This window comes from Rhodanobacter sp. 7MK24 (assembly GCF_014842995.1).
Taxonomy (GTDB): domain Bacteria; phylum Pseudomonadota; class Gammaproteobacteria; order Xanthomonadales; family Rhodanobacteraceae; genus Rhodanobacter_A.
The window spans coordinates 1-22,380 of record NZ_JACYXL010000016.1 but is presented as its reverse complement, the minus strand read 5'-3'; the positions used below and the strand labels follow the sequence as shown (position 1 = coordinate 22,380).

The following is a 22,380-nucleotide window of genomic DNA, read 5'->3' as shown; positions in this document are numbered from 1 at the left end:
ATGGAGGGGGCATGCAGGGCGAAATATCGATGCTTGGACGCGTGTTGGTGATCGAAGACGACCCCGTCGTCGCCATGGTGCTGGAGGACGTCCTGCAAAAATTGGGGCTGGAAGTCATCGTCGACCTCAGTCTGGTCAATGCGCTCACGGAGGTTGACGCGGGCGAATTCGATGCCGTGTTGCTCGATATGGAACTGCGCGGCGAAAGCGCGCGCCCTGTGCTGCTGGCCATGATGGCGCAAAACGTCCCGTTCGTCGTGATCTCCGGCAGCGATCAGTCTGCCCTGGTAGCGGAGTTCCCGCAGTTGTGTGTTCTGATGAAGCCGGTGAGCAATGCGGAGCTGCAACGCACCGTGCGATCCTTGCTTCGCCAAGCGTAGTCAAGCGCCGTCCTTCTGCACGGGATCTGGTTGCGAGTCCTCTTCCTTACTCATCACTTCGCGAATGCAGCGGGCAAGTTTCGCGGTGCTGAAGGGCTTGGTGATCAGCGGCCACTTCTGAGTCGCTTGCTTGCCGCCTTGGGTCTTATCTGGCGCATAGCCGCTCATCAGCAGAATCTTCAGTTTCGGGCGCATGACGTGGGCGGCCTCCACCAGAGTGCATCCGGTCATTCCAGGCAAACCTAGGTCAGATATCAGCAGATCGACGGACTCCTGCGTCAGGAGCAAACCGAGCGCCTCATCGCCATTAGCCGCTTCCAGGGTGGAATAACCCAACTGGTGCAGCACCTGGACGACGATGCCGCGTACCACTGGCTCGTCTTCCACCACCAGAACCAGTTCGCCCGCGCCTCTGATAGGGTGCAGTTGCGCTACGCGCGGCGTTTCCGGCGGAGGCGCAAGGTTCCTCGGCAGACCGATACTGACGATGGTGCCCTTGTCCACCTCGCTGCGGATCTCGCAGAAGCCGCCGGACTGTTGTGCAAACCCGTACACCATCGACAATCCCAAGCCTGTTCCACGTCCGACTTCCTTGGTGGTGAAGAACGGGTCGAACACTTGGTCAACGATCTCTTTCGGGATGCCCATTCCCGTATCGGTAATCGTCAGTAGCACGAATTGCCCGCAGTGGAGGTCCGGCCGATGAGCCGCGGCCGACTCGTCGATATCGAGGTTAGCCGAGCGCAGGGTCAAGCGTCCGCCCTCCGGCATGGCGTCGCGGGCATTGATCGAAAGATTGAGCAATGCGCTTTCCAACTGGTTCGCGTCGCACCGGCAGGACCACAGGTCGTCTGCAAGCTCCAAATCGATCGCGACTGCTTCCCCCATGGTGTGCTGTAGCATGTCGCTCATGGACAAGACTAATTGATTTGCATCGACCGACTGCGGATCGAGCGGCTGTTTGCGCGAAAAGCTCAACAGTCGCTGCGTGAGCGCGGCAGCGCGCTGGGCGGAATTCAATGCGCCATCGATGAAGCGGGAAACGTCGCGCGTATCGTTGTCCTTGATTCGCAGATCGATGATCTCGACCGCGCCGATAATCCCTTGCAGCAGGTTGTTGAAGTCATGGGCTATGCCTCCTGCCAGCATGCCAACGGATTCCATTTTTTGCATTTGACGCAGTTGCGCCTCGATCGAAATCCTTTCACCGATATCACTGATAAACAGGTTGAGTGGATCATTGCCCCAGGATGAGCGAGTGCCGAAGTTAAGCTCGACAGTAACAAGATCGCCGCCTTTCGCCCGCAGCTTGAGCGGTACCGCATCATGCTGGAACATGTTGGCGCTGCTCAACGAAACACGTTCAACAAAGCGGTCGCGTTCGTCATCCGGCACGATCAATTGAATGAGTTCCTTACCGATCGCCTCCTCGCGCGACCAGCCGAACATCGTGACTGCGGCGGGATTCCATTCGACTACCCTGCCCGCGGGATCCAATTGAACGAAGCCGTCCGGTGCGGTATCGATCACAGCGCGTGCTCGCCGCTCGTTCTCGACGATAGCTGCCTGGCTTTTCATCCTTTCGGTGATGTCCCGGGTTATCTTGGCGAAACCCACCAGTTGCCCCTTATCGACGATAGGATCGACAATGGCGCTCACCCAGAAAAGGCTGCCGTCCTTGCGTAGGCGCCAACCTTCTCCCTCATGTCTACCCTCGCACGAGGCAGTTGCCAGTACCTTCTCCGGCATCCCGTTGGCGCGGTCTTCCGGGGTGTGAAACGTCGAGAAATGCCGGCCAACGATTTCCTCGGACCGATATCCGTAGATCCGTTCGGCGCCCCGATTCCACTGGGTGATGTTGCCCTCCGGATCCAGCATTATGATCGCGTAATCAAGCACGCTCTCCACCAACAACGCGAACTCGCGCTCTCGGCGGTGCAGCCTCGCCAATGCCGCCTCTGCTCTGTTGGTCCGATACAGCACCCGCTGCTCCAGCGTTTCGTTGAGACTACGAAGCGCTTGCTCTGCATCGATCCGCCCGCTGATATCGATCAGCACATTCAACGCGCCGACGAGCACGCCCGACTTGTCGAGCAGTGGCGTAGGATAGGCCTCGCAAACCACCCGACTACCGTCTGGCCGCACGGTGACGATCTGACTAGCGTACCTGGCACACCCATCGCGTAGCGTGGCCGCCATGGGACACTCGTCATGCGGCAGCGGTGTTCCATCGGGATGAAGCAACTTCCAGCTGACGCACCATTTGTCCTTTACGGACGGGCGGCGTCCCGCAAGAGCGACCGCGGCCTCGTTGAAGAACATGATGGTTCCATTGACATCCGTGGTGTATACCGCGACAGGCAAAGCTTGCAGCATTTGGCGGAATAGATCGTCCTGCCGATGCTCGCGCTCTGCGGTCCCCTTCCACCCGAATGTCGCGGTCAAGTCACTGAAGGGCGGCGGGTCCTGAAAGCTGCACAGGCAGGCTTTGACGGAACCGTCCTTCCCCACCAGTGGCGTCAGCCTGGCATGCAACAAAAGACGAACGCTGGGGTCACTTTCGATTTCCAGCACCGCGTCGCATGCTGGACCGCCGCTCTGCAAGACATCAATCAAGGATGTTCCGACTGCCCCGGCTCTCTGTCCATTTCGCAACAGATCCCGGAACCGGGCTTCGATCGTCGAATCATCCGGCCTGACAAGCTCCAACAGACGCTTCGCATCTTCGTTCCAGGCCAGCAATTGGCCTTGCCGGTCGCAAACGCACGCAGGCCACGGCATCGCCTGAATCATGCAACGCCCAAGATCGCCGAACCATGCGTCCGCTTCGGGTCGGTTCCCTAGTATCCGATGCAGCCAGGTCATCGACGAAGCCTCGTGTAGATGATGTGAAAGCAGTGCGAACCGCGACGCCGATGCGTGCGTTTCCGTGGAATGGCAGCAGACTATGCGGTGGCCGCTGGAATCCACTTCAGCATCCGTCCATCAGAATCTACCGAAAGAAGGGAGTAAGTAATACCACTCCAGCATCTCGGTCAGGATGCGGCTTTCGGTCTGCTCGCGGTCCACGGCAAATTGGGCATCGAGTACGTCGCGCAGAGCACTGGGCGCGGATGGACACGGCTCGAAGGAGGCAGGATTGAAGTGTTCTTATGGGACTTGGGCCAACCAGATCGTAGATCGCGCGGACACCCGCAACGTTGTGCGTAGAAGGCGATGTTGGGCTCCTAGCGCCGGCAAAGATGCCGATGCACAAACGCTCGTTTCTCCGCACATGCGCCGCGTGATCAATTTCAAAGCGATACCGGCATGTTGAGCAGACCGTAGGAACGCGTATCTATCCAGATGAGCTGAGGTATGTGAGGCACTCCTTGCTCAGGACGCGTTCCGAGCCCGCGTCCTGGCGGCCTTTTTGGCAGCAGCTGATCGCCCCGCTGCGCCCTTGGTTCGTGCCGCCTTCTTGGCGGCCGCCGAACGCGATTTCGGCGTGCGCTTAGCGGCTGCCTTCTTGGCGTTCGACGAGAGCGCGGATGAGGAAGCCGCCTCGTGCCCCTCCTTCTCCAGTGCGTGCTTGGTCGCCGCGGAGCGCTTCCGTGATGGCTGTTTGCGACGATGCGAGGCTGCTTCGTCCTGCGCTGCCTTCTTCTTCGTCGATTTGCTGGCGGACTTGCTGATCGGGGCCTTGATTCCGGCACGGCGTGCCTTGGAGAGACCAATGGCGATGGCTTGCTTGGTCGATCGCGCGCCGTGCTTGCCTTCACGCACATGCTCGATTTCCTCCCGCACATATTCCCCGGCTTGCGTGCCCGGAGACTTGCCTTCCTTCTTGTCCTTAGCTGCGGCGCGACGAGTGCGTTGTTCAGGCATGACCATTCTCCCAAAGGACGTGTGCCGACTATCACGACCTGCGTGTCCATGCGTCGTCAATAGACATCGCTCTGATCCATTGTTCACTGGAGCGGAACAAATTGCCGGATAACGTGAACCATCCCGCCATCGGAGCACGGGACCATGAGTACGAAATCGCGAGACACCAGCAAAACCGCCGAGAAGCATCGCGATATAAAGGCGCAGGCTGAACGCAAAGCGCGCGATAGCAAAGAAAATCGTGCTCCCATGCCATCCACAAAAAAGACCAAAACCGGAGACCATCAGCATCCGGAAACACCGTTTCCCGAGCGGCAGCTGACGAAACCAGGCCTGGAGCACGATCTCGATCCGCGGCCACAGTTCCTGGCGCCCACCTATTTAGGTAGCGGCAAGTTGCACGGCATGGCGGCGCTCATCACCGGTGGCGATTCGGGCATCGGGCGGGCGGTGGCCGTGCTGTTTGCCCGCGAAGGTGCCGACGTAGCTATCGTGTATCTGTGTGAGGACGCCGATGCGGAGGAAACCCGGGATTACATTCAGGCTGAGGGCCAACGCTGCCTCCTGATTCGCGGCGACGTCAAGGACCCCAACTTCTGCAAGCAAGCTGTCGAGGCCACGGTCGAGAAGTTCGGCAAGCTGTCCATCCTGGTTAACAATGCCGCCTTTCAGCAACACGTGGACGCCATCGAGGACCTCACCGAAGCGCACTTCGACGAAACGCTGAAGACCAATCTCTATGGCTACTTCCACATGGCCAAGGCGGCGTCACCACACTTGGGCAGCAACTGTTCGATCATCAATACCGGCTCGGAAACCGGCTTGTTCGGCAACGACAAGCTGCTGGATTATTCGATGACCAAGGGTGGTATCCATGCCTTCACCAAAGCCTTGGCAGCGAACTTGATCTCGCGCGGAATCCGCGTGAATGCAGTCGCACCCGGGCCGGTATGGACACCGCTGAACCCGGCCGACCAATCGCCTGAACAGATCCGTGACTTCGGTAAATCCAGTCCAATGGGCCGCCCTGCCCAACCAGAGGAGATCGCACCAGCTTATGTCTTCCTCGCCTCACCCTCATGCGCCAGCTACATCTCGGGTGCGATTCTTCCGGTTATGGGCGGTCCTGCCCCATAACAACAAGCCAAAAATGGCGAGGTTGCAGGACTACCTGCAAAACGCGATTTCTCGAAGAGATGAGAGACCCACCTGGCGTGAGTTCGAATACCGAACTCCATGCCATCTCCTAGTGCAACTGCATCGCGAACCGTGGTAGCGCGACTTGCACGTCTACGTTCAGACCCATGGGAAGTTGCAACAGAGCTTTGGTCGAAGCGATGGACCAGCAAGCGGACTGTTGTTCAGGATGATCAAGCATGCTCACGACGAACTTCCCACCCGTCGCTAACCCCTGCTCTGTAAGTATCAGTAAGCCGCTTCCCAGCGGTATTTGCCGAACACAGCGACTGGAGAAATTCATGACCTCATCTGCCGAATCCACCACTCAGACACTCGCCGAAGCGCACGAACATCACGACAAGGCTGCCGAACATCACAAGCAAGCGGCGCACCACCACGAGGAAGCTGCCAAGCGCCTTCGAGACCACAACACCGCTGAGGGTGCTCATCACGCTCATTTGGCTCACAGCCACGGACTATACGCTACGGAGCATGCCAACAAGGCGTCCAAGAGCTTCGCCAAGCGCCATGGCCTCGGCACTCTCGACCGACGGTAGACGATGCGCATCGCCTGCGGCCGCAGCTATTTCGCTGTGGCCGTAGTGCTACCAGCAGCAATTGGACTTCCGCACCACCAAGTCACGGGATGCTGTCATGCTTCAACTCAATCCACCGCTTCCTATGAATACGCCCAAGGGAGAAGGGTTCGCTCATATCCTCATCGACTATGGCCCGGAATCGGACTTGTATTGGACGGTGTTGATCACCGCCAGCGGCGAGATATGGACCTTTGCCAACCGGGACGTCCGGGCCTCAAAGAATATTACCTTGGGCCGTGTCTCGCCCGGCAGCCCGCAAGACGACGGTGCGCCCATCCCGATGCGTCCACGCAATCGCGACGGCTAGATCAACCTCGTTTCGCACAAGATGGCGGGGTTCCGCCGTCATCAAGCGATGAGGGAGCACGACTCAATAGCATTCCACCGTGCCAAGAATCTGTGGTGAGTCCTGCACCGAGCTCAAAGTGATCCGAGATTGCCCGGGTTAACCAGATGGCCATGTATCCAGGGGTCTTTACCCATCCCGTGAACAACTCTCGCTAGCGCGGCACGCGCAGCCTCCCGACTCCCCACACATGAACCGGAGGAACCGGGCTTGTCGCTGCGCAGGTACACGGAAGGGTCGCGGATCCATCCGGCGGTTGTGGCGGCACTCCCTGATAGCCGAGGCCGCGTCCCCAGCGCTCTAGTCCTCGTCGGAAGATGCATCGCGTGCAGACTTGGACAGTTCCTTTGGCGCGAGATCTTCGAATTGGCGCCTTCGAATTGACGCAAGCTCGGTTGATTCGACCCACAAGAAGCGAAAGGCGCGGAAAGCCGCGCCTTTCGCTTCGTTCCATTGATCCATCAACGGTCGTTCTTGTGGCTCTGCTGGCCGGACTTCATATGCTGCTCTTGGCCGCCGCCACGCACAGAACCGCCTGAGTTCTTGGAGTCCTTGGCAGCGCTGGAACTGCGGTCTTCGTTCTTGGGATTTTGTTGACCAGCCTTGATGGGCTGCTCGTGATTGCCGCCTCGTTCGTTGTTCTGGTTGGAATGCGAATGTGTCATCAGTGATCTCCGGAGAGCGCAAGGACGTTACCGACGAAGCTGCGCGAATTCACCGTCGGACGCCAAGTGTCGCGTTCCACTCATCAAGCGCGCATGCATGGGGCGTGAGAACTCCTTGGATCTTCATGAAGCGCGCTTGTCTGCGTCGTTCGTGATGACCGAAAAGCTGCACAAGTTTCACGACGAATGCATCATGCCGCATCTACAAGTGGGCGCCCCATCAGGAGCACCGCTCATGAAAAATGCCATCCAGCTACTCACTGACGACCACAAAAAAATCAAGTCACTGCTCGAAGAACTGGCTAACACCTCCACTCGCGCGGTCAAGAAGCGCGCACAGCTTCTGGACGAGGTAGCCACGATGCTGAAGATCCATACGACCATCGAAGAGGAAATCTTCTATCCGGCATTCAAGCAGGCTGGCAACAAGGACGACGCCAAAACGTACTTCGAGGCGATGGAAGAACATCGTGCCGCCGGCGAGCTCGTGCTCCCCGACCTCATGGGCACAAAACCCGATAGCGAGCAATTTTCCGGTCGAGCGAAAGTACTCAAAGAACTTGTCGTCCACCACGCCGACGAGGAAGAAGAGGGAATGTTCAAGCGTGCCAAGTCCATCTTCGACAAAGCAGCTCTCGACGCATTAGGTGAGCGTATGCAGGCACGAAAGGCACAGATGCTCGGCGAGTAGCCGCCGCGATCACAGGGCTGGATCGATCGCTCCCTCGCCATCCAACAAGGCGCTCCGGTTGTTTCTGGCCATCTGCGAAATTCGATGGCGCGAGCGCCGCACGCGCAGTTGTTTGAATAGGAAATTAGCTTGAACATGCGCCTGGCGGTTGCAACATTCCTCGTGCTGCCGGCGTGTTCGGCAGGTGCAGCAGCCGATGACGTAGATTATCTGATGCCGCAGTTGATCGGTGCGCAGTACACCTTCATCGATCAGCGCCAAAACAGCCTGCACTCGCCCTATCAAGGGCCATTGAGCCTGCGTCCACAGGCCAACCAGGCACGCTCTCATACCTTTGGCCTTTACTTCGGTCTGCCGATCACACCTCGTTGGGCGGCCTATCTGGACGTGGAAATGTTTCGCGGCGGCGGCGTCAGCCACAGCACTGGTTTGGCCGGGCTCACGAACGGCGACGTCGTTCGCGGCGGTGGCGGATCGCTGGGACGCGATGCTTATGTGGCACGGGTGTTCCTTACCTACGACGTTCCGCTAGGCGGCAAAACCACCCCCCTCAAACGAAAAATGGACCAACTGCCGGGTGAGCAAGCGGACCATCGCCTGAGCTTCAAGGCAGGCCTGTTCGCCGTGAACGACGATTTCGACCAGAGCCGCTACGCAGACTCCACACGTACCCAGTTCCTCAACTGGGCGCTATTCAACAATGCGGCGTGGGACTTTGCCGCAGATACGCGCGGCTATACCGTAGGCGGTGTCGTAACCTATGCAGCCGGACCGTGGACGTGGCGCTACGGGCTGTATCAGATGCCCTATCGCGCCAACGGACAACGACTCGACGCCATTTCGCGCGCACGTGAAATGGACGCGCAGGCGACCTGGCAATCGAACCCGGATGGACCGGCGGTCTGGCTGCTGCTCTATCGCAACACCGCACGCATGGGCATCTACCAGGTTGCCTTGGCGCGTGCGCTGCAAGCCGGAACCGTGCCCGACATACGCCAGGACGACCACGGTGGCCGGCACAAGTACGGCATTGCGCTGGGTGCTGACCTGCCCCTAGCAGATCATGGCGATACAGGGCTCTTCGGCCGCCTTGGCTGGAACGACGGCAAGACCGAGTCGTTTGCCTTTACCGAAGCGGATCGCAGCTTGAGTATCGGTGGACAGCTCGCCGGAGTGCGCTGGCACCGTCCGGATGACCGCATTGCCCTAGCGCTGGCGGTCAACGGATTGTCACCCGATCATCGTGCCTACCTCGCTGCAGGCGGCACGGGTTTCAACTTGGGCGACGGGCAATTGAACTATCGCACTGAACAGATCCTGGAGACCTATTACGATCTCGCTATCGCCGGCCATGTGTGGGTGACGACCGATCTGCAGCTAATACACAACCCTGGCTACAACCATGACCGGGGGCCGGCGCGCTTCGTTGGCGTTCGCGTGCACCTGGAATACTGATGCTCGTTGCTCCGGCCTCACTTGAAGATGCTGGTGGATTCTGGCCAGTGTCCCGGAAAATCACCCCAAGACGGTTGCCAGCGAAACACGCTGCCGAACTCATCACACCGGGAATTCAGGTTGGCGTTCGTGTTGATCGAGGCGGTCTTGCTTCGGACGACGCGTCGTCTGCGAACCGTCGATTCCATCTGATCGCACTGTCCTGCCCATCAATGTCCGTATGGCGGTTTCAAGGATACGCATTCGGACACATCAAAGCGTTGTTCACTTCAGTTTCGCGCGGGCGATGCGTGCACCTGAGGATGCTGAGTGTGCCTGCCTTGGTGCTCTCCGTCAGGTGCCCGCGCCTTTCGGAATCCGATTCTCATGGTCGCAAAAGCAGCTGCATTGACAAGCAAGTCGCTCGAAACCGACGAGGGGCGAAAGTTATTTTTTGGCCGCTTAAGTGCTGGCCTGATTACCGGGGCGGCGGACGATGATCCCAGCGGCATCGCGACCTACTCGCAGGTGGGCGCCGCCTTCGGTTACAGCACACTTTGGGCAATCCTCTTGACCATGCCGCTGATGGTGGCCATCCAGGGGGTAAGCGCTGGCATCGGGCGAGTGACAGGACACGGCTTGATGGACGGCATCCGCCGCCACCATCCTAAATCCCTGGTATACGCGCTTACTACATGCATCCTGGTTGCGAACGTGATCAACCTCGCCGCCGACATTGGTGCCATGGGCGCTGCGCTGAAGCTGCTAGTGGGCGGACCGGCACTCGTCTACGCCGCTGTGTTCGGTTTGGGATCGCTGCTCCTGCAAATGTTCATTCCGTTCTCGCGTTACTCGCCTTTCCTGAAAGTGCTGACGCTGAGCTTGTTCGCCTACGTCGCCACAGTGCTTGTGATCCACGTGCCGTGGGGAGAGGTACTCAAAAGCATCGTGCGACCAGCGATCGCCTGGAACGCCAAATATGCGGTTGGTTTGGTGGCATTGCTTGGTACCACCATCAGTCCTTATCTGTTCTGCTGGCAAGCCTCGCAGGAAGTTGAGGAGATTCGCGCTAGCAATGAGCGCAAACCTTTGAAGAGGGCCCCGCATCAAGCTCCAGACGCATTGAGGCGCATTGGAGTCGACACTAGCACCGGGATGATTTTTTCCAACCTGATCGCTTTCTTCATCATCCTGACCGCGGCCGTCGTACTCCACGCGCACGGCAAAACCGATATCCAGACCTCATCCGATGCTGCGCAGGCATTGCGCCCCCTGGCAGGAAAGCTAGCGTTTGCGTTGTTTGCGGCCGGCATCATCGGCACCGGCCTCTTGGCCGTACCGGTACTCGCCGGCGCCACAGCGTACGCTGCCTCCGGGGCCTTTGCGCAACGCTCAGGGCTGCAGCACAAGCCGCAGCATGCGAAATTCTTCTATGGGGTTCTGATCGTCGCCACCGTGATCGGATTTGGGCTGAATCTGACGCCGCTTGATCCGATCAAAGCGCTGTACTGGAGCGCGGTGATCAACGGTGTAGCCGCGGTTCCACTCATGGTCGTGATGATGTGGATGAGTTCCCGGCGCAAGGTAATGGGCGAATTCACGATCCCATGGGCCATGAAGATTTTGGGTTGGTTGGCCACCCTCGCCATGGCTACCGCCGCCATCGTTATGTTCGCGACTTGGGGAAAGTGAATGAAGTTCAGTCACGTGCTCTGGACGGTCCGTTCACGTCAACTAAGCGCCGCATCGCTGATTCTTCCTGTCCATAATTTTCTTCGACTGGATGCGTCATGACCCCCACGAATATCCACGACATCGCAGTCTTGAACGGGCTTGTTCAAACCGCGATCGACAGTGTTGACGTCTATGCTGAGGCAGCCCGAAAAGTAAATGACGCTTATCTGAGTGGCAGCTTTTCACGATGGTCGGAAGATCGCAGTCAGGTCGTCGGTGCACTGAAAGCCCATGTCAGCACCTTGGGCGGCGATGCCGAACTTGGAGGCACCACCCTTGGCTCTGCACATCGCTTGTTCGCCAAGCTTCATGAGGCGCTGGTCTCGGGGGACACCCCGATCGTTGACGAAGTCGAGTGCGGGGAAGACCGCATCAAACACAGATTCGAAGAAGCGCTGAGGGATCGCGCCCTCTCCATGCCGACCCGGCGAGTCATTGAACGCGCCTACGTATCTGTCCTCGCCGGTCATGAGCAAGCCAGTGCCTTGAAGCGTTCGAGGCGTGGCTAGATCGTGGCCCGAATGCCCCTTCCCTCTCAAAGGAGACCGTCATGAACGAAGGTTCCGCTTTCCCATCGAGTCGAAAGGAACGCGGCGGGATCGGCTATGTGCTGCTGTGGTTGCTGGGGGTACCACTTCCGATATTGGTTCTCATCGCTCTGTTGCGAGGCTGCGCCTGATGTAAGGCGTGGGCTGCATGGCTTATCGACGCAGTGACGGAGAAAGATGATGAATTCGAACATCGCAAGCACCGAATCAGCGGCAGGGGTGGAACATCCGCGCATGAGCTGGGGCGCCGTGATCGCTGGGTGGGCGATTGCAGTCGGAATGGCATCGCTGTTGTACATCGTCGGTCTGGCTGTCGGGCTTTCAGTGTTCGATCCGGAACGCGCCGCGAACAGCGCCAGGGGGATGGGAATAGGAACGGCTATCTGGATGATCCTTACCTGGGTCGTCTCGCTTTTTCTTGGCGGCATGTTTGCAAGTTGGTTCGACGGCAAGAACGACACGACGATGGGCACGATGCACGGAGTAACGGTGTGGGGTCTCGCCGTTGTGATGAGTGGCCTCTTGCTCTCGGCAGGAATCGGGCACGCCATGAATGCACCTGCGCTGTTCGGTGATCACATGGGATCAGGACAAGCCAACGAGGCAAATGTGCCAATCAATGGAATGCCGGGCTCGCCAGCGGCAAATGCCTCCGCGGACATTCAAGCCCAGTTGGAGTTGGGAGCTCGATCGGCTGACGGCGCCGCCAATGCCACCCCTCGATACGCCATGGCAATACGTACCGAGCCGGGAGCCATTGCCATGGCCACTGACGCAATAATGTCATCGCAGCCGCAAACGGCGAAAGACATCCTCGTGGCCTATACCGCCATGACACCGCCACAGATCGATGTCACGGTCGCCAATGCGACAGCACGGGCGCAGCGGTATCAAACTGAAGCGAAAGCGCTTGCTACACGGACCGCCAAATGCACGAGCGCTGCGCTTTGGGTCGTCTTTCTCAGTACATTCCTAGGCCTGCTTGCGTCAGCCTTGGGTGGCTGTTTGGGAGCAGCGCGGGTTCACCGCGTGTACCACCTGCGAACATACCGTCCCATGATTTCGACCGAGTTGAATTGATCGGATCTATGCAGGCACGCCCGCATCGGCAGGCGTGCATCCCGTTCTGGCATACCGACAATGAGGTGCACCCATGGCGCTCTCCACCATCCTGATCATCGTGCTCATCCTGTTACTGCTCGGCGCGCTGCCTGCGTGGCCGTATAGCCGCACATGGGGCTATCGTCCCATGGGTGGGTTGGGTCTCCTGTTAATCATCTTGATCGTGCTATTGGCACTGAGGGTAATCTGATGGCCTCGATCTATGATCAGGCTAGCGCGAATACGGTGCGTCCGATCTGACCAAATGATATGGCTGTACGCGCCGCCTAACTACGATAACGCGCCCTAATCACCAACAGGTCATGGGATCGCGTACTCATGCCAGCTTCGGGACGCCGCGGACGTCATGGGGTGTCGGCGGTGAGCAACGACCCTGGCGCTTCAGGTTCCGTAGAACTGGATACCGTGATGGCATAGCTCGGGCAGTGGCTCATCGGGAAGAACGCACATCATCGTGACGGGAAGCGCCAACGGCGGGGACACGGAGTTCAACTCCAGCGTGGTGAGCTGCACCATTACGTTCGGTGTTCCCTTTCGTCACTACCAAGGTCAGCAGCAAGAAAACGTCCGAATCGTCCGGCCCGCGGTGGGCTTCCACCAGATAGCCGGCTCGCACGGAGGGTTCACGCTCGTAGAGAGCGTGGAGCGCCAGCACCAACGCATCCGTCGGCACGGATGGTGGGCACACTCCGACCTGCTCATTCGCCCCCAGCGTTTCTTTAGAAAAGACGCCCAGCGGGCGGCCTTCCAGGAGAGCGCCGATCTCGGGCGGATAGAACGTCAGCTGATCTCGGTTAGGGTTGAGTATCAGGGTCGCGCCACGGGTCAGCTCAAAGAGCCGCCGCCCGGCCATGGCCACGATCATCACCTTGCCTGCGGCTGCCACCACCTCCGCCTGTTCCCGATCACTGAAAAACGGCAGCACCGTCTGTCCGTTGTCAGGCCTGATGAACTGAACGAACCGGATGCGATCGGGTTGCGCGGGTTCGGTAGGGACGTGCGCATACACCGTGGCCTCCATAAGTGCCTTATAGAAGGCCTGCTCGGCATCCATGATATCTGCGGGGTTCGAGGCAGCCCTCGCTGCTTCAAACAAAGCGTCAAGTGGTGATCCGGCTACCTTGGGCATGGGGCGGTCGTCATCTTGGTCATTTGCTAGATCGATTCCATGGGCAGCGGGAAATACGGCTGAGAAAACGTGCCGCTACACGCGGGCCGTCACACATTTGTTCATGCGGTCATTTCACGGTGCGAGGTACTCGTGGCGTTGGCCAGTTGGGCGAAGGCGATCCGTCTATGCTCATGTCAAAGACTGGCTCCAGGATTAGGTGGGGATCGGCAAGCGCTTGCCACCCCGCATGGAACACATCGCTCGGGCTTGGATAGTGGCGCAGCAGAGTGCGCGCCTGCTCGCGAACGGCGACAGGAACGCGTCGATTGGCCAGCACTTTTGTCAGGAAACGCCGCGTTTCGACGACAGCCCAAGTGCGTTCGTAAGGTAGGGTCATGATCAACTGATACGTGGTGGTGCGTGCGATCGACACCCTGCGGTTTGTTTGACGCCGTATTGGCGCGCGATCCGGGCGAAGCTATCCACTGGCGGGGCCCGTCACGCGTCGGCGTCGTTCGCGGCTGGCGCGGAAGGTATCTTCGAAGCGGTCGATGAACTCGTGCGCTGCGCCGCGGAAACGTAGCGCATCGGCAGGTAACGACACACGTAGCTCGCGAGCGATGTCCATGGCGTACTTCACTTGACTGTCGGTCGGTAGCTGCAGGTCGGTATCAAGGCACGCTGCGAGCGAGTTCGCAAAACATTCTGATAGGCGCTCGACAAATGTGAGGTCGAACTCGTCGCGGCAGGCCCGCTCACGCTGCACCCCAAGCGCTTCCTCGAGCCGATCGTCCATCGGCACGGGGATGGACCACTGATCTTCGAACACCAGTTGCAGGGGCATGGGTCTGGCTTCCCATCGGTCGGTACGGTGACCAAGTGCGAGGCTATCGGCGAAACTACGAATATCGTAGTATCGACGACACGGCAAAGCAACGAATCTCGCAGGAGTCCTCTTCCACGAGATTTCGATGCTTTGCGCAGGTGAACCGACATCCGTCTTCAGCAAACGTTTGAAGGAGGCGCGCTTGGATGCCGGCCTTTCCCAGCGGGAACTGGGCCTCCTCGCCGGTTTGGATCCGTTTGTGGCCAGCACTCGCGTCAATCGTTATGAGCTCGACGTCCACGCACCGGACAAGGCCACCGCACAGCGCCTCGCCAAAGCGCTTGGGGTTCCACTCGCCTATCTCTATGCCGATTCCGATCGCCTTGCACGCATGATTCGTGCCTTCAGCGCGATGGATGCCACTGAGCAAGATAGGCTTCTAAAGGCCATTGAACACGCGTAGCGGGCACCGATGGGCCGTGACCTCACGGCGCGCCCGCGAAGAAGTCCGGGTTTATCACTTATCGGAAGTTCGGAGCTGATTGAATTCGATCACCTAGAAGCAATTGCTGGTCACCCATCATGCGCAGCGTCGTTGCGTCAACGCTCTAGACCGGCGGGACCTACGAGTTCGCCTCCCCTTGCTGGATGAATCTTGGATGGCGACCTATTCAATGCTGTCCAAAGATGGCAGTTCCGTCGGGTCTAACGCCCCGGGGTACATCGTCCGAGTAGCCGCTATCCATTCTGCTTTGAACATCGGTACATGGAGGGGATCGGTGGGCGGCAGGTGATGAATCGGTCTCATATCGAGGCAAGGACAAAGGACATGCTCCACGAGTTCGGGGAGTAACGGCTCAAGGGCCGGATTGCTCAACCACCGCTTTAGCACGTCTAGCAACACAGCGCTGTGCAATCGATACAGGTCATCTTCGTCCGTCAGGTAGCTTTCATTGACGAGGGCGATCAGAAGCGCGAGAAGTTCTGGCGCAATCGCTGTGGACACATTTTCCAGAGCGGCGCGGTAGGTTGAGAGGACCTCGCTGCGGGGTGCTGCAAGTGCAGCTTGATACGCCACGTCGCCGATGATGGGTCGACGCTCGGCCAACGTTGGGCGTACCAGCCCAAGACTCCGCAGGGACAACGCCAGACAGTGACGCACCTCTTCAACGGTGGGGTTTCGTCTGGCTAACAACCACCAAAGCGGCTTATCCAACCAACGGCTGCTCCCTGGAACCAGTTGCTCACCCAACTCAACCGCATCAAACGAGATTTGCCGGTACGCCTTTGCCAACTGCATAGGACCACCTTGTCTCGGCCCCGATACCCGCCTTTTCACCGTGGGGAGCTCTTGTGCCTCAGCCCCTAGGTCAAACGCCTCTTCAACCCTCCACACCAGCTGCCTGGGATCATTGCCCTCTCTAGCCACACCGCGCAATCCCTTCGCCTCGGGCTGGGGTGGCAATGGCTTAGAAAATTTTGCGCAGACCAGTCGGTGCTCAAGTGTGGCCCAACTCGTTGCCGGAGGCTGCCCCTTTGCGCTGTTATCTTCCGCCGCGGCCGCTCGGAACATGGCTGCCCAAACGCGGCGGGACAAGCGCGCAATGGGATGCTCCGCGGGGCGACCTCTGTCTTTGAAATTCCCCAATTTCGAATCCTCGACGTCCAGGTTAAGAGCTGAGTACCGTCCCTCCACGCTATGTGTACAAAGCGTTACGTGCCGTAACAAGGCAGATCCCACATGTCGCTCGACACACCACAATCGCTCGGTGAGTACCGCCTCGAACTGACGACGCTTTATGGGCCGCTGATCGGTGGCCGTGAGCTCGGTCGCGTCCTCGGTTTTTCGACTCAGGAGGCTTTTCGACAAGCTGTGAAGAGGGGGAACATGCCAGTTCGGACGTTTGCCATCAACGGGCGCCGCGGAAAATTTGCGGCGACTGCTGACATCGCCGCCTGGCTCTGGAGCGCCTGTCATCCACTCGAGCCACCGTATCCCACCACGAAAAAAGGAGGTGTCTAAGCCCAGCTGCCGCAACTCGAACAGAAAAATTTCACCGATCGCGCGCACAAAAAAGCCCCTGCGCTAACAGGGGCCGGCGATGCCCGGAGGCCTCGAACACCTCCAGCATAACCCGTTCAGTCGGTGGGTCAAGCCCTGCCCCGCATCCGGGGCCTACTGGAGGTAACACGATGATCGATCTGATCGCTGACAACTTGCACTCCGATTCTGCTCCTCAGCCCCAGGCCGATTTGCCGGGTATCCCGAGGGGTAGCTCCCTGCACGAGATTTTCTCTGGCTATGGTCTGTCGCCTGTCGAGCCACCGAGTGGGCTTCGGCGCTTTCGGCACGAGTTGGCGTGTGGCGAGCTCTCGGCCATCGCCGAGTTTTGGCTGACGAGTAACGGCACCGTCGAAGCCTTCCGCATTTGGTCGGTTCGCCCGCGCATGCCACGCCCCGGCACCGCCTCGACGACTGCCTGATAAACGCAGGGAGATTTCCATGTCTTCATCTTCGACAAAGGGGGCGGCATCAGCCGCCCCCTCCCGGCACGCGTTTGACCTCGCCACGCCTCTCCACGATGGCCGCGAACGGCCCTTTTCACCTCGTCTGCTTAGCCATAGTGAATTTAAGAAAAGGGATGTCTACCGCTTTGTAAGCCCAAAGGAGAACCGCCCCGTCAACGTGTGTGGGCCATTTGAACTCGGATTTCGCCTTTGTCTTGAATTTGATCCCCAAGTGACTGCTGCGACCGAGCGCCCCCGCAAACTAACGGTCGGCGGCAAGCCGGTCGAACTCTCCTTTTGGTGGCGAGAACGCTCCGGGCGAGAACAGCATGCTCTGTTGGTAGCAGACCCTGACACGCTCCCAGGAACCGATGGTAAACGCCGGCCGCGCCAGCTCGAGCGACTCACAACGGCTGCCAACGATGCAGGCATCCATCTGAAGATTATCACCGAGCCGGAACTCCGGGAGCGCTCAACGCGGATCGAGCTGTACTACCACCTACTACCTTTCGTGCAATCGGCCCGGGATCTCAATTCGGACCTTGTGCTCCGCCACGAAGTGTTGAGCGTCATTTCGCTCTACCCACGAGTCCGCGTGGAACAGGTCGTGCGTGAACTGGCGCGGTTCCCGCAGGCCCAGATCCACATCGTCGTCGCTGAACTGTTCTACCTCGGCGCCATCGAGACCGACGCAACGACGCGGCTTCGAAACAACTCCCTGGTGTGGAGGGCTCCTGGATGAAGCTGCGTCTCACCGAGGAGCTCGTCGAGCACATCCGCGCGACGCCAAAACCCGATGAAAAAGCCTTTGTGGCAGAGGAATGGCCTGCAATCGACGACCGAATCAAGGCATTGGATGATCTCCTATCTGGAGCCACGATCAGTGCAGTCGCCACACGCCACTCAATTGACCGTAAGACGATCAGTCGTCTCCTACGGAATGCCGTCGAACGCGGGGTGGACGGACGATACATCGGCTATCAGGCTTGTATCCCGTTCAAGCGATTTGCGCCGCCGACGCCACAGAGTGCCGAGGTTCCAGCCAACGCGCATGCTTTTGCCCTTGAAATGCTGCTACGAGCGCTACCGGTCGTCGCAGAAATGCTGCACGCATTCAAGAAGGCGCTTCCGACCCGAAGCTGCAAGAGTCCAGCTTTCAATCGCCTCTACCATTCGATCGCAGCCATTCTCCGCCAACGTGGTTACGACCACCATTATCCGCTGAACACCACGGATGGAGGACGACGAGCCATCCAGGATTACCTGAAACGGTATCGGGCTAGGCTTGAGTCCGAAGCAGGAGCGGAACAACCCGAGACGGGGTCGATCACACGAGTCGACCATATCTTCACTTTGCGACCGTTCGATCGGTTCGAATACGACGAGCATCGCATCGATCTCGATGCTTGGTTTGCGCTACCGCTCTCTGACGGAACATTCCGCTTGGAGCTCGTGAAATGCATATGGCTGCTCGCGATCTTCGATGTGGCGAGCGCTTCTAGCGTTGCTACCTCACTCGTCGTTGGCCGCAAATACGACAGCGACGATGTCTGCGATTTGATTGCGCGTTCGCTGAAGGTTTGGGAACCACGAGAGCTCGTGGTGCCAAGCATGCGCTACTCGGAACGCGCCTGGATGCCCTCACACCTGGCCGTGGATGGTGTCGCTCCACGTGGATTGCTCCTCGCGATGGATAACGACAGCTCGCACATCAGCAACATGACACGTGAAAACGTTACCGACTTTCGCCTCGGCATCACGCACTACGGCCGCGCAGGCATTGCTGAGACCCGCGCCTGTGTCGAAAGTCGCTTCAAACTATTTGAGGATGAGATCAGCCGCTATATCGCTGGCGGCTATCGACCGGAGACACACCAGAACGAGCGAATCGTGGTCTCAACGCTCCCGGGTGACCGCTACCCGATCTTGGTGAACGTGCTGGAGGATCTCTACGACACCTACTTCACTGCTGCAAACGTCAGTGACCGCAGCACTCGCGACACTCGAACTCCGAAGATGCTCATCGACGAATATGTAGGGTCGGGTGCACTACTTTGGCAAAGTCCAAATACACAGGAACAAGTACGGCGACTAACGGTTCGCCGCATGAGGGTCACGATCAGGGGTTCCAAGAGAAACAAAGTACCCCCGGTCGTCTATCAGGACTACGCCCGGTACCGGTCGCCCCAATTGATGGGCCAGTGGTCACTCATCGGTCGGACGTTCAACGCCACGTACGAAAATCCGTCCGACATTCGGGAACTCACACTCTGGGATGACGAAGGCAAGCGGCTTTTCACGCTGCACGCCCTAGCACCATATGCGTCGGCTCCACACACGTTCAAGATACGCCAGCGCGCAGCTGCCTGGAACCGTGCCAACGGCGCACGCCCCCACCGCCCCTCTGAAGCTGCTGAGGTCGTCCAAGACAACGTTCTGGCGTACCACGAAGCGGTACGCGCTGCCGCTGCCACGACGCCGTGGGCCACCGGACTGATTGCTGGTGGCGCCATCCCCGGTCGACTGGAGGCTTCGCGGACCGTCCCAACCCAAGCCCCTTTGGCCGGCCTACGCCCGCTGTCGGGCAAATTCTCTCTCCGCTGAGGTATTCGTCATGGACCTGCGTGACCACCCGATGCGACGGGAGCATCGACCCAACATCCTGATCCGCCCAAACTACCGCCTTGCACTTGCAGTCGCTACAGCGCTTGAGTTCGGCCGTCCGAGCCTGCGCGAGATTGGTCACGCCCGTACCGGGAAGTCCACAGCGAATGAACTGCTGGCCGAACTGCGCGGTTGGCGGCCCTTCAACATCGGCTTTTTGAGAACCATCGCCGGCAACCCAGATCGTCATACAGAATCGGCTCTTTTTCGCGATCTGGCGCTCGGTCTGAAGTTGCGCCAGCCGAAAAGTTCGACGGGCACGGAAGCATTGTTACGCATGGCCAACGCGATCGAGGAGGAAGCAGGTCGCGCTAACGCATCCACAGTCATCCTCAGCATCGATAACGCCGAACTGCTACAGATCGAGGACTATAACCACCTCGTCCGACTGCACACGATGTTTGCGGGAGAACTACGGCTTTTCTTCCTTTTCATCTGTCAGATCGACGCACGCCCAGAAGGTTCGGAAGCACTGGCAGCGCTCGCCCCGCCACACATCAAAGGGCGTTTCTTCGTAGACCGGCACTATGTCACCGGATTGCTGTGGTCGATCCCCGAGTCAGAACAAACCGAACAAGACGCAAACGACGTCGCGCTCGCCATGCGTGTTTACGACCGAGATCTTCGCTGGCCCGAAGACGACGGACCGACTTATACCGAAGCATTCGCACCAAAAGCCTATGCCGAAGGCTGGCGACTCGAGCAGCAAGTCGATGACATCCGGCGCGAAATCGAAGCGATGTGTGCGACAGACAATCTCATGTTTATGCCCGATTGGCTCATGGCGTCGTTCGAGCCGTTTGTGTATTACGTGCTTGTCCGGGTTGCCGGGTCCGATTCCAATTTTTCCAAGCTCTCAAAGGATCACATCAAGGCTGGTCTCCGTGCCTCTGCGTTCATCGAATTCGAGCGCGCGCGCCAAGGATTCAAGCGGTGACCGCGTTCCGTAGATATGCCAGTCGTCTGGTGGGCGATCGAATTGAGGCCTTACCAGGCCAGTCCCCTTTCGGCTACGTCGCCCGCCTGGCTCGTCTCAACCTGCTTTCGTCAGGCGACTTCCACGGTGTACTCGGGTTGCGAGTACATCGCAGCGTCAACCTTCTCGAGCACCTTGTGCTTTCGCGGCGATGCCAGGAAGCGCTTGCGGAGGCGCTGAACTTCGAGATACCCAAGACGTGGAATCCGATCGCTTGGCACCCTTTTACGGGCGGCATGCCCACGATAGGTCTCGAAGTGTTTCGTTATTGCATCGGGTGCATACGCGTGGGCTACCACTGCGGACTGCACCAGATGCCATGGCTCTCCTCTTGTCCATGGCACGGTGTGCGATTACGCCACGGCTGTCCAAGATGTGGCGGTGTCATCGCAGTCAGCGGCGACGCCGGACGTAAGCTGCTGACCTGCGTATGTGGGTTTGACCTCCTGAACGAGACGGCCACCGCACGTCTGAACGCTGCACCGGCCAATGCAGAGAAAGCAGTCTCCGCGTACTTGAATTGGGCCGAGCCATTGCGGCGTAACCGATGGCTAGCAGGCCCACCCGACACGCCCATCACACACGAGGCGGCCGCCGCTCTCATACAGCCTCCAAAGTTCTTTGCCGCGGCCACTGATCCGCCTGACCGAATATCAATCCACCGGCGTCAATATCGCCAGGCGCCACCGCGTCAAGCGTTGCTGGATGATGCTCAATTATTGGGCGGACTCTCGGGCGATTTCCCGAAACTGCTTGAACTACCTGCATTTCTAATTAAAGGCACACAGGCCGTTGCACGCGATGTGGCGGCGAAGCTTCCGGCAGGAAGCCTTACCGAGCGTGAGCAGCTGCTTTTCCTAGGGACACCGGAGGCTGATTTGTCATCCTTTGAAGCAGCCGACCGCTCGAGCTCCGGCACCATCGGGTACCTCCCTCCCTTGCTCGTGGGTCCCAGGCGCTTTCTTGAGCTCTCGTCGATCCATCCGATAGTGATTCGTATGATCGCAAAACTGCAGACCGCTCCGTGCTTCGCTCGGGCCACCGGGACTGACCATGTGCAGGCGAACTCGATGCGGCTGCGGGTCGAAGGCGGTCTGCTATGTCGTGGTTACGCCGAGGGTATTCGAACCGTTCTGTCTCGCTACGTGCCGTCGCTGTACACCATGAAGCGCGATCGTCCTCGCCTGACGGCGGCGTGGTGTCTGATTGAGACTGAGTCCCCGTACACCGTCTGGACTGCCTTTACCCCAATCAACCGGCAGGAGGCTGCCTCAGATACCTTGATTCAGGCGAGACCCTACCGTCGATAACGGACTGGACTGATCACCGCCTACGAAAGCTGGGGAGCAATGAGTGCCTTGCGTTGATGCGTGGGGATCCGCTACCGCGGCGGGTGGACACTGAGGATCAATAGGTGCGTAGCGTTGAACGTTGGGGAGAAATGTTCGCGATCGGCAACGTTGCCTTGAAGGCCAATCCCGAACTCCATTCCTTACGAATCAACAACCTAGATTTCCCCTAGTCGGCTGCGTGCAACACCTATGCAGCGGAGAACGCTTCGCGGCTGCTGTTCCGGTCCTCACTTGGGCTTCTGAAGCGTCCTCGTTTTCCCGAGTCACCCGGAAATAGAGGTAGTTGATGATGCCATGGCAAACGCGACGGGCGAGAGTCCGCCGAGTGAGCGATGGGGACGTTGATGGTTGTAGCGGTGGCGCCAGTCCTCGGTCATG

At 59.0% G+C, this 22,380-nt stretch carries 25 protein-coding genes; 17 read left to right on the top strand and 8 right to left on the bottom strand.

Annotated features, from left to right (window positions below):
* Positions 1 to 11 precede the first annotated feature (11 nt).
* Positions 12 to 380, top strand: coding sequence for a response regulator (locus IHE49_RS17725; RefSeq protein ID WP_225578546.1), 369 nt, complete (start codon positions 12 to 14; stop codon positions 378 to 380).
* Here the strand turns inward: IHE49_RS17725 and IHE49_RS17720 are convergent, their stop codons facing one another.
* Together IHE49_RS17720 and IHE49_RS17715 are read right to left on the bottom strand one after the other, a co-directional pair.
* On the bottom strand, positions 381 to 3,245 hold the full coding sequence (locus tag IHE49_RS17720; protein WP_192160426.1) for a PAS domain S-box protein: 2,865 nt from the start codon (positions 3,243 to 3,245) through the stop codon (positions 381 to 383). It abuts the gene before it with no gap.
* A 510-nt stretch (positions 3,246 to 3,755) separates the two neighbouring features.
* Positions 3,756 to 4,247 carry a DUF6496 domain-containing protein gene (locus tag IHE49_RS17715; protein ID WP_192160424.1) on the bottom strand — a complete coding sequence of 164 codons (492 nt, stop codon included), beginning with the start codon at positions 4,245 to 4,247 and terminating at the stop codon, positions 3,756 to 3,758.
* 144 nt (positions 4,248 to 4,391) lie between these two features.
* Between IHE49_RS17715 and IHE49_RS17710 the strand changes: the two genes are divergently transcribed.
* Positions 4,392 to 5,384: an SDR family oxidoreductase gene (locus IHE49_RS17710; RefSeq protein WP_192160422.1), complete on the top strand. Its 993-nt coding sequence runs from the start codon at positions 4,392 to 4,394 to the stop codon at positions 5,382 to 5,384.
* A 347-nt stretch (positions 5,385 to 5,731) separates the two neighbouring features.
* Here the strand turns inward: IHE49_RS17710 and IHE49_RS17705 are convergent, their stop codons facing one another.
* On the bottom strand, positions 5,732 to 5,875 hold the full coding sequence (locus tag IHE49_RS17705; RefSeq protein ID WP_192160420.1) for a hypothetical protein: 144 nt from the start codon (positions 5,873 to 5,875) through the stop codon (positions 5,732 to 5,734).
* A gap of 205 nt (positions 5,876 to 6,080) precedes the next feature.
* Here IHE49_RS17705 and IHE49_RS17700 point away from each other — a divergent pair, with 205 nt between their 5' ends.
* Positions 6,081 to 6,332 carry a hypothetical protein gene (locus tag IHE49_RS17700; protein WP_192160418.1) on the top strand — a complete coding sequence of 84 codons (252 nt, stop codon included), beginning with the start codon at positions 6,081 to 6,083 and terminating at the stop codon, positions 6,330 to 6,332.
* Positions 6,333 to 6,832: 500 nt separating this feature from the next.
* Here IHE49_RS17700 and IHE49_RS17695 read toward each other — a convergent pair whose 3' ends face one another.
* A complete protein-coding gene (locus IHE49_RS17695) occupies positions 6,833 to 7,036 on the bottom strand; it encodes a hypothetical protein (protein ID WP_192160416.1) in 204 nt (67 codons plus the stop codon).
* Between the two features lie 97 nt (positions 7,037 to 7,133).
* Between IHE49_RS17695 and IHE49_RS17690 the strand changes: the two genes are divergently transcribed.
* The 7 genes from IHE49_RS17690 (at position 7,134) to IHE49_RS17665 (ending at position 12,755) form a co-directional block, all read left to right on the top strand.
* Entirely contained in the window at positions 7,134 to 7,727 is a 594-nt protein-coding gene (locus IHE49_RS17690; protein ID WP_225578545.1) for a hemerythrin domain-containing protein, read from the top strand.
* Positions 7,728 to 7,862: 135 nt separating this feature from the next.
* Positions 7,863 to 9,182: a carbohydrate porin gene (locus IHE49_RS17685; protein WP_192160459.1), complete on the top strand. Its 1,320-nt coding sequence runs from the start codon at positions 7,863 to 7,865 to the stop codon at positions 9,180 to 9,182.
* A gap of 366 nt (positions 9,183 to 9,548) precedes the next feature.
* On the top strand, positions 9,549 to 10,853 hold the full coding sequence (locus IHE49_RS17680) for a divalent metal cation transporter (protein ID WP_192160414.1): 1,305 nt from the start codon (positions 9,549 to 9,551) through the stop codon (positions 10,851 to 10,853).
* A 98-nt stretch (positions 10,854 to 10,951) separates the two neighbouring features.
* On the top strand, positions 10,952 to 11,404 hold the full coding sequence (locus IHE49_RS17675) for a PA2169 family four-helix-bundle protein (protein WP_192160412.1): 453 nt from the start codon (positions 10,952 to 10,954) through the stop codon (positions 11,402 to 11,404).
* A gap of 41 nt (positions 11,405 to 11,445) precedes the next feature.
* Positions 11,446 to 11,574: a hypothetical protein gene (locus IHE49_RS18615; protein WP_255523437.1), complete on the top strand. Its 129-nt coding sequence runs from the start codon at positions 11,446 to 11,448 to the stop codon at positions 11,572 to 11,574.
* 49 nt (positions 11,575 to 11,623) lie between these two features.
* Positions 11,624 to 12,523 carry a hypothetical protein gene (locus IHE49_RS17670; RefSeq protein WP_192160410.1) on the top strand — a complete coding sequence of 300 codons (900 nt, stop codon included), beginning with the start codon at positions 11,624 to 11,626 and terminating at the stop codon, positions 12,521 to 12,523.
* A 73-nt stretch (positions 12,524 to 12,596) separates the two neighbouring features.
* Positions 12,597 to 12,755: a DUF3309 family protein gene (locus tag IHE49_RS17665; protein ID WP_192160408.1), complete on the top strand. Its 159-nt coding sequence runs from the start codon at positions 12,597 to 12,599 to the stop codon at positions 12,753 to 12,755.
* Between the two features lie 240 nt (positions 12,756 to 12,995).
* On the opposite strand, the gene IHE49_RS17660 is transcribed toward IHE49_RS17665, so the two are convergent.
* The 3 genes from IHE49_RS17660 to IHE49_RS17655 all read right to left on the bottom strand — a co-directional run bounded on the left by IHE49_RS17660 (position 12,996) and on the right by IHE49_RS17655 (position 14,520).
* Entirely contained in the window at positions 12,996 to 13,694 is a 699-nt protein-coding gene (locus IHE49_RS17660; RefSeq protein ID WP_225578544.1) for an SseB family protein, read from the bottom strand.
* A gap of 109 nt (positions 13,695 to 13,803) precedes the next feature.
* Positions 13,804 to 14,073 carry a BPSL0761 family protein gene (locus IHE49_RS18635; RefSeq protein WP_304626446.1) on the bottom strand — a complete coding sequence of 90 codons (270 nt, stop codon included), beginning with the start codon at positions 14,071 to 14,073 and terminating at the stop codon, positions 13,804 to 13,806.
* Positions 14,074 to 14,154: 81 nt separating this feature from the next.
* The gene (locus IHE49_RS17655) at positions 14,155 to 14,520 is read right to left on the bottom strand and encodes a hypothetical protein (RefSeq protein ID WP_192160406.1); all 366 of its coding nucleotides are present in this window, start codon (positions 14,518 to 14,520) and stop codon (positions 14,155 to 14,157) included.
* Positions 14,521 to 14,647: 127 nt separating this feature from the next.
* Here IHE49_RS17655 and IHE49_RS17650 point away from each other — a divergent pair, with 127 nt between their 5' ends.
* Complete coding sequence (locus IHE49_RS17650; RefSeq protein ID WP_192160404.1) at positions 14,648 to 14,965, top strand: helix-turn-helix transcriptional regulator; 318 nt, start codon at positions 14,648 to 14,650, stop codon at positions 14,963 to 14,965.
* Between the two features lie 204 nt (positions 14,966 to 15,169).
* Here the strand turns inward: IHE49_RS17650 and IHE49_RS17645 are convergent, their stop codons facing one another.
* Positions 15,170 to 15,802: a hypothetical protein gene (locus tag IHE49_RS17645; protein ID WP_192160402.1), complete on the bottom strand. Its 633-nt coding sequence runs from the start codon at positions 15,800 to 15,802 to the stop codon at positions 15,170 to 15,172.
* A 441-nt stretch (positions 15,803 to 16,243) separates the two neighbouring features.
* Between IHE49_RS17645 and IHE49_RS17640 the strand changes: the two genes are divergently transcribed.
* From IHE49_RS17640 to IHE49_RS17615, 6 genes are all read left to right on the top strand, one after another.
* Positions 16,244 to 16,525, top strand: coding sequence for a hypothetical protein (locus IHE49_RS17640; protein WP_192160400.1), 282 nt, complete (start codon positions 16,244 to 16,246; stop codon positions 16,523 to 16,525).
* 170 nt (positions 16,526 to 16,695) lie between these two features.
* Positions 16,696 to 16,986, top strand: a complete 291-nt coding sequence (locus IHE49_RS17635) for a hypothetical protein (RefSeq protein ID WP_192160398.1) — start codon at positions 16,696 to 16,698, stop codon at positions 16,984 to 16,986.
* Between the two features lie 19 nt (positions 16,987 to 17,005).
* On the top strand, positions 17,006 to 17,752 hold the full coding sequence (locus IHE49_RS17630) for a hypothetical protein (RefSeq protein ID WP_192160396.1): 747 nt from the start codon (positions 17,006 to 17,008) through the stop codon (positions 17,750 to 17,752).
* On the top strand, positions 17,749 to 19,614 hold the full coding sequence (locus IHE49_RS17625; protein ID WP_192160394.1) for a helix-turn-helix domain-containing protein: 1,866 nt from the start codon (positions 17,749 to 17,751) through the stop codon (positions 19,612 to 19,614). Before IHE49_RS17630 ends, IHE49_RS17625 begins: the two co-directional genes overlap by 4 nt.
* Positions 19,615 to 19,624: 10 nt before the next feature.
* On the top strand, positions 19,625 to 20,611 hold the full coding sequence (locus tag IHE49_RS17620) for an ATP-binding protein (RefSeq protein WP_192160392.1): 987 nt from the start codon (positions 19,625 to 19,627) through the stop codon (positions 20,609 to 20,611).
* Positions 20,608 to 21,960: a hypothetical protein gene (locus IHE49_RS17615; RefSeq protein ID WP_192160390.1), complete on the top strand. Its 1,353-nt coding sequence runs from the start codon at positions 20,608 to 20,610 to the stop codon at positions 21,958 to 21,960. Before IHE49_RS17620 ends, IHE49_RS17615 begins: the two co-directional genes overlap by 4 nt.
* Positions 21,961 to 22,380 lie beyond the last annotated feature (420 nt).

Excerpts from the sequence above, each read along its gene's own strand:
- IHE49_RS17670 (WP_192160410.1), top strand. The coding sequence starts at position 11,624 with ATGAATTCGAACATCGCAAGCACCGAATCAGCGGCAGGGGTGGAACAT.
- IHE49_RS17690 (WP_225578545.1), top strand. The coding sequence starts at position 7,134 with ATGGGGCGTGAGAACTCCTTGGATCTTCATGAAGCGCGCTTGTCTGCG.
- IHE49_RS17650 (WP_192160404.1), top strand. The coding sequence starts at position 14,648 with ATGCTTTGCGCAGGTGAACCGACATCCGTCTTCAGCAAACGTTTGAAG.
- IHE49_RS17665 (WP_192160408.1), top strand. The coding sequence starts at position 12,597 with ATGGCGCTCTCCACCATCCTGATCATCGTGCTCATCCTGTTACTGCTC.
- IHE49_RS17625 (WP_192160394.1), top strand. The coding sequence starts at position 17,749 with ATGAAGCTGCGTCTCACCGAGGAGCTCGTCGAGCACATCCGCGCGACG.
- IHE49_RS17655 (WP_192160406.1), bottom strand. The coding sequence starts at position 14,520 with ATGCCCCTGCAACTGGTGTTCGAAGATCAGTGGTCCATCCCCGTGCCG.
- IHE49_RS17685 (WP_192160459.1), top strand. The coding sequence starts at position 7,863 with ATGCGCCTGGCGGTTGCAACATTCCTCGTGCTGCCGGCGTGTTCGGCA.
- IHE49_RS17680 (WP_192160414.1), top strand. The coding sequence starts at position 9,549 with ATGGTCGCAAAAGCAGCTGCATTGACAAGCAAGTCGCTCGAAACCGAC.
- IHE49_RS17720 (WP_192160426.1), bottom strand. The coding sequence starts at position 3,245 with ATGACCTGGCTGCATCGGATACTAGGGAACCGACCCGAAGCGGACGCA.
- IHE49_RS17705 (WP_192160420.1), bottom strand. The coding sequence starts at position 5,875 with ATGAGCACCCTCAGCGGTGTTGTGGTCTCGAAGGCGCTTGGCAGCTTC.
- IHE49_RS17695 (WP_192160416.1), bottom strand. The coding sequence starts at position 7,036 with ATGACACATTCGCATTCCAACCAGAACAACGAACGAGGCGGCAATCAC.
- IHE49_RS17620 (WP_192160392.1), top strand. The coding sequence starts at position 19,625 with ATGGACCTGCGTGACCACCCGATGCGACGGGAGCATCGACCCAACATC.
- IHE49_RS18635 (WP_304626446.1), bottom strand. The coding sequence starts at position 14,073 with ATGACCCTACCTTACGAACGCACTTGGGCTGTCGTCGAAACGCGGCGT.
- IHE49_RS17675 (WP_192160412.1), top strand. The coding sequence starts at position 10,952 with ATGACCCCCACGAATATCCACGACATCGCAGTCTTGAACGGGCTTGTT.
- IHE49_RS18615 (WP_255523437.1), top strand. The coding sequence starts at position 11,446 with ATGAACGAAGGTTCCGCTTTCCCATCGAGTCGAAAGGAACGCGGCGGG.
- IHE49_RS17660 (WP_225578544.1), bottom strand. The coding sequence starts at position 13,694 with ATGCCCAAGGTAGCCGGATCACCACTTGACGCTTTGTTTGAAGCAGCG.
- IHE49_RS17715 (WP_192160424.1), bottom strand. The coding sequence starts at position 4,247 with ATGCCTGAACAACGCACTCGTCGCGCCGCAGCTAAGGACAAGAAGGAA.
- IHE49_RS17640 (WP_192160400.1), top strand. The coding sequence starts at position 16,244 with ATGTCGCTCGACACACCACAATCGCTCGGTGAGTACCGCCTCGAACTG.
- IHE49_RS17700 (WP_192160418.1), top strand. The coding sequence starts at position 6,081 with ATGCTTCAACTCAATCCACCGCTTCCTATGAATACGCCCAAGGGAGAA.
- IHE49_RS17710 (WP_192160422.1), top strand. The coding sequence starts at position 4,392 with ATGAGTACGAAATCGCGAGACACCAGCAAAACCGCCGAGAAGCATCGC.
- IHE49_RS17630 (WP_192160396.1), top strand. The coding sequence starts at position 17,006 with ATGTCTTCATCTTCGACAAAGGGGGCGGCATCAGCCGCCCCCTCCCGG.
- IHE49_RS17725 (WP_225578546.1), top strand. The coding sequence starts at position 12 with ATGCAGGGCGAAATATCGATGCTTGGACGCGTGTTGGTGATCGAAGAC.
- IHE49_RS17645 (WP_192160402.1), bottom strand. The coding sequence starts at position 15,802 with ATGCAGTTGGCAAAGGCGTACCGGCAAATCTCGTTTGATGCGGTTGAG.
- IHE49_RS17635 (WP_192160398.1), top strand. The coding sequence starts at position 16,696 with ATGATCGATCTGATCGCTGACAACTTGCACTCCGATTCTGCTCCTCAG.